Consider the following 4,280-nt stretch of genomic DNA (forward strand, 5'->3'; position numbering starts at 1 on the left):
CATCCGGCTGGCGCGGGGGCGGGGGGACCACCAGGGGCTCCGGCTCGAGCTCCGCAGGCAGTTCCCAGACCAGCTCGCTGTCGTCCAGCGGTTGCTCCGGCCTCCCCGGCGCGGCGGCCTGGGCATGGGCGACGGGCGCTTCCGGCACCGATGCGGGCGCCTCGGAGGGCGGCGCGGCGGGAGCGGCGGGTTGCACCCCGCTGCGCTCGACCTTGAGCAGCCGCTCGTGGATGGCCTGGGTGCCGACGTCGAAGCGGGCGGCGAACTCGCGCAGCTGCTTCTGCAGGGCGGCGTTTTCCGTACTCAGCCCGTGCAGGCGGATCGCCTGTCCGAGGCCCAATCCGAGGAGGCCGCCCAGCAGGGCTCCGGTGATCGATTCACCGGCTGCCGCTCCCATGGCCAGACCCACCAGCATGAAGATCCATTGCATGCACTGAATTCCCAAGTGATTGAGAAGAAACGCCAGATCCCTGCACGTTCAACGCCGCCGCCCGGCGTAAATGGCGACGCGCCAGTATATCGAGCGAAACGGAACACTCCCTACAGACGAATGCTGGCCATCTCACAGACACAGAAAATTCACCCGATTGCGCACAGACGGTAGAAATCGTCTCGCCGGCCGGCGGCAAACTGTTCACAAATTCGCCAATCCCGCTATGATGCGCGCCCTCCCAGCCCCCACCCGTACCCAAGCCATGAAGACCATGCTCATCGTCGGCGCCGATATCGATCGCACCGAAACCTGGATCCGCTACGAAAAGAGCATGTGCCACGCCTGCGTCTCCAGCTGCTGCACCCTGCCGGTGGAAGTGCGCATCAGCGACCTGATCCGCATGGAGCTGGTGGCCGATTTCGAGCGCGGCGAGCCGCCGAAGAACATCGCCAAGCGCCTGATGAAGGAGGGGCTGGTGGAGCGCTTCAACCAGAAGTCGGGCATCTTCACCCTGACCCGCATGTCCAACAACGACTGCTACTTCCTCGACCGCAAGTCGCGCCTGTGCACCATCTACGACAAGCGCCCGGAAACCTGCCGCAACCACCCCCGGATCGGCCCGCGCCCCGGCTACTGCGCCTTCAAGCCCAACGCCTGATCCCGCGTCCTCTGCCTGTAGCCGCGAATTCATCCGCGCTGCCCCGGCCCCCGGGCTGAAGCCCGGGCTACGGTCCGAACGGCAACACGAACCCCTGAAAACGAAAACGCCCCGCGGGCGATGCCGGCGGGGCGTTTTTCATGGGCGGCTATCAGCCCTTGGCGAACAGCTTCTTCGCCAGGCTCACCACCACCAGCACCAGCGCACCGGCGACGATGCCGACCACGCCGTTGACCAGGGTCGGCACCAGCCAGCCTGCGGCGCCCGCCGCTTCGGCCAGGTGGTGGATGGGCTCGTGGGCGGCCGGAATGCCGTGGGTGAGGATGCCCCCGCCCACCAGGAACATCGCGGCGGTGCCGATCACCGACAGCCCCTTCATCATGTAGGGCGCGGCACGCAGGATGGCGCGACCGATGCTCTGTGCGGCCTGGCTGGCCTTGCGGCTGAGGTACAGGCCCAGGTCGTCCAGCTTGACGATGCCGGCCACCAGGCCGTACACGCCGACGGTCATGATCGCGGCGATGCCCACCAGCACGGCCACCTGCACACCGAAGGAGGACTCGGCGACGGTGCCCAGGGTGATGGCGATGATTTCGGCGGAGAGGATGAAGTCGGTGCGGACGGCACCCTTGACCTTGTCCTTCTCGAAGGCCACGACATCGACGTCGGTCTTGGCCAGCGCCTCGACATGGGCCGCGTGGCTCTGCTGGTCTTCCTCGGCGCTGTGCAGCCACTTGTGGGCGAGCTTCTCGAAGCCCTCGAAGCACAGGTAGGCACCGCCCACCATCAGCAGCGGGGTCACCGCCCAGGGCGCGAAGGCGCTGATCAGCAACGCAGCCGGAACCAGGATCGCCTTGTTCACCGCCGAGCCCTTGGCCACCGCCCAGACCACCGGCAGCTCGCGCTCGGCCTGCACGCCGGAAACCTGCTGGGCGTTGAGGGCCAGGTCGTCCCCCAGTACGCCGGCGGTTTTCTTGGCGGCGACCTTGGTCATCAGGGAAACGTCGTCGAGGACGCTGGCGATATCGTCGAGCAGGGTGAGCAGGCTGGCTCCGGCCATGTGGAAATCCTTGAGTGGGTAAGCGTTGCGAGGGCGGAATGATGCAACAGCCTACGACGCCGTTCCATGCGTCAGACGGATTTCCGAGCAAAAAGCTGATGGAACGCCACCCCGGCAGGTTGCCTGCCGGGGCAATCGGGCCCAGCCCTAGCCGCGCGTGCGGTCGGGGCCGCTCTTCAACGGCTGGTCGCCCTCGTTCGCCAGCTCCACCGGCTTGGGTGCGTCCTTGGGTTTGGGCTTGATCAGGCTGAAATCGATCATCGCCTTCGGCGTGTAGGGGTTGCCGATCATCAGCGGGCGCGCCTTGAAGTCCGCGCTGACCAGGCTGCGGCTGGGGTCCAGCTCGTCGAAGCGCAGGCCGGCCAGGTCCGCCCAGGTGTGCACCAGCCCGGCGCTGCTGAAGGGGCGGTCGAAGGTACCGGCGAAGCTGCGCGGATGGCTGCGCTGCCACGCGGGGCTGGTCCAGACCATGAAGGGGATGGTGTACATCGGCGCGGTGGGCGCCGCCTCGTTACGGCCCAGCACCTGCGGGTGCTCGGGGTCGAACACCGCCTCGCCGTGGTCGGACAGGTAGAGCAGGAAGCCGTTCGGGTCGGTGGCCCTGAAGCGCTCGATCAGGGTGGAAACCACGTGGTCGTTGAACAGCACGGCGTTGTCGTAGCTGTTGTAGGTGGGCAACTGGTCGTCGGTGACGTTCGGCGGCACGCCCTGGCGGTCGGTGAAGCGCTCGTACTCCGGCGGGTAGCGGTACTGGTAGCTCATGTGGGTGCCCAGCAGGTGCACCACGATGAACTTGCGCGGCGCCTGGTCGGCGAGGACCTTGGAGAAGGGCTCGAACACGTCGTCGTCGTACTGGCGGGCGTTCTGGTTGCGGTTGTTGTTCAGGTAGACCTGCTCGTCGGCCTGCTTGGAGAAGGTGGTGAGCATGGTGTTGCGCTTGGTCAGGGTCTGCTGGTTGGTGATCCAGAAGGTCTTGTAGCCCGCCTGTTTCATCATGTTCAGCAGCGAGGGCTTGCTCAGGTAGGCGTCCGGGTTGCTCGCGTCGGCGAAGCTCAGCACCTGCTGCAGCGCCTCGATGGTGTAGGGGCGCGGGGTCACCACGTTGTCGAACACCTGCAACTCGTCGCGCAGCTTGTCGAGGTTGGGCGTGGTCGGGCGTGAATAGCCATAGAGGCTCATGCGCTGGCGGTTGGTGGATTCGCCGATGACCAGCACCAGGGTCGAGGGCTGGTTGCCGTTGATGTCGCGCAGGTTGGCGAGCGGCGCGATGCGGGCGTTGCCTTCCAGCAGGTCCTGCATGTTCGACAGCTGCTGGCGGTACTGCCGGTAACCCACCGCCAGTTGCCAGGGCGCGGCCGGCTCGAGGCGCTTGTCGATACCGTCCATGGCCTGCTCGAAGCTGTCGTTGACCATGAGCTGCTTGGTCACCGGGTAGCCGAGCAACCCGACCAGCAGCGCGGCACTGACCGCCAGCGCCTGGCGGCGGGGCAGGTACACCGGGCGCAGGCGCCGCCAGATCAGCCAGGCGACGGCGGCATAGGCCAGCAACACCAGGGGTATCCACCAGGTCATGTACTGGGTCAGGTACTCGCTGGCCTCGGCGGCGTTGGACTCGAACATGATGAAGATGACGCTCTGGGAGAACTCCTGGCCGTACACCAGGAAATAGAAGAGCGCCGGCAAGGAGGCCAGCCAGAGCATCACGCCGATCACTGCGGCGAGGGTGCGGGTGCGGGCCGGGAACAGCAGCACCGGGATCAGCCACAGGCCGCTGAGCAGGAAGGCCTGGCGGAAGCCGGTGAAGCCGCTGGTGTCGGTGGCGAGGATCAGCGCCTGGGTGAGGCCCGAGAAGCACCAGAAGAACAGGAACAGCCAGCCCAGACCGGCCCAGTCGAGTTTCCGGGCCCCTTGATCACGCACGTGCGACGGCATAAGAACTCCATCAGTCGGATACAGGCTGCCGAACGAGACGGCAGAAACCTCAGGGACTGTGCACAAGGCCATGTGAAAACTTCGTCAAGAAGGTGCGCGAGGCCCTGGAATCCGCATCCGCACCCGACGAACCGTCGCACCGGCTTCGAAAATCGCTACACTCCCCCGCCACCAGCGCCCTCAGGACACGGAATGTC

At 66.2% G+C, this 4,280-nt stretch carries 3 protein-coding genes and 1 pseudogene; 1 reads left to right on the forward strand and 3 read right to left on the reverse strand.

Translation table 11 applies throughout. The annotated features are described in order from the left end of the window. Positions 1-430, reverse strand: a pseudogene (locus DMX10_RS33040) (DUF2339 domain-containing protein); the annotation flags it as partial. Between the two features lie 265 nt (positions 431-695). Here DMX10_RS33040 and DMX10_RS31850 point away from each other — a divergent pair. Beyond that, positions 696-1,091 carry a YkgJ family cysteine cluster protein gene (locus tag DMX10_RS31850; protein WP_111264837.1) on the forward strand — a complete coding sequence of 132 codons (396 nt, stop codon included), beginning with the start codon at positions 696-698 and terminating at the stop codon, positions 1,089-1,091. Positions 1,092-1,242: 151 nt separating this feature from the next. Here DMX10_RS31850 and DMX10_RS31855 read toward each other — a convergent pair whose 3' ends face one another. Together DMX10_RS31855 and DMX10_RS31860 are read right to left on the reverse strand one after the other, a co-directional pair. Continuing rightward, a complete protein-coding gene (locus DMX10_RS31855) occupies positions 1,243-2,151 on the reverse strand; it encodes a DUF808 domain-containing protein (RefSeq protein WP_111264838.1) in 909 nt (302 codons plus the stop codon). A gap of 147 nt (positions 2,152-2,298) precedes the next feature. Further along, the gene (locus DMX10_RS31860; protein WP_111264839.1) at positions 2,299-4,083 is read right to left on the reverse strand and encodes a phosphoethanolamine transferase CptA; all 1,785 of its coding nucleotides are present in this window, start codon (positions 4,081-4,083) and stop codon (positions 2,299-2,301) included. Positions 4,084-4,280: the final 197 nt, after the last annotated feature.

Source organism: Pseudomonas sp. 57B-090624 (assembly GCF_003234055.1).
Classification (GTDB): Bacteria; Pseudomonadota; Gammaproteobacteria; order Pseudomonadales; family Pseudomonadaceae; genus Metapseudomonas; species Metapseudomonas tohonis.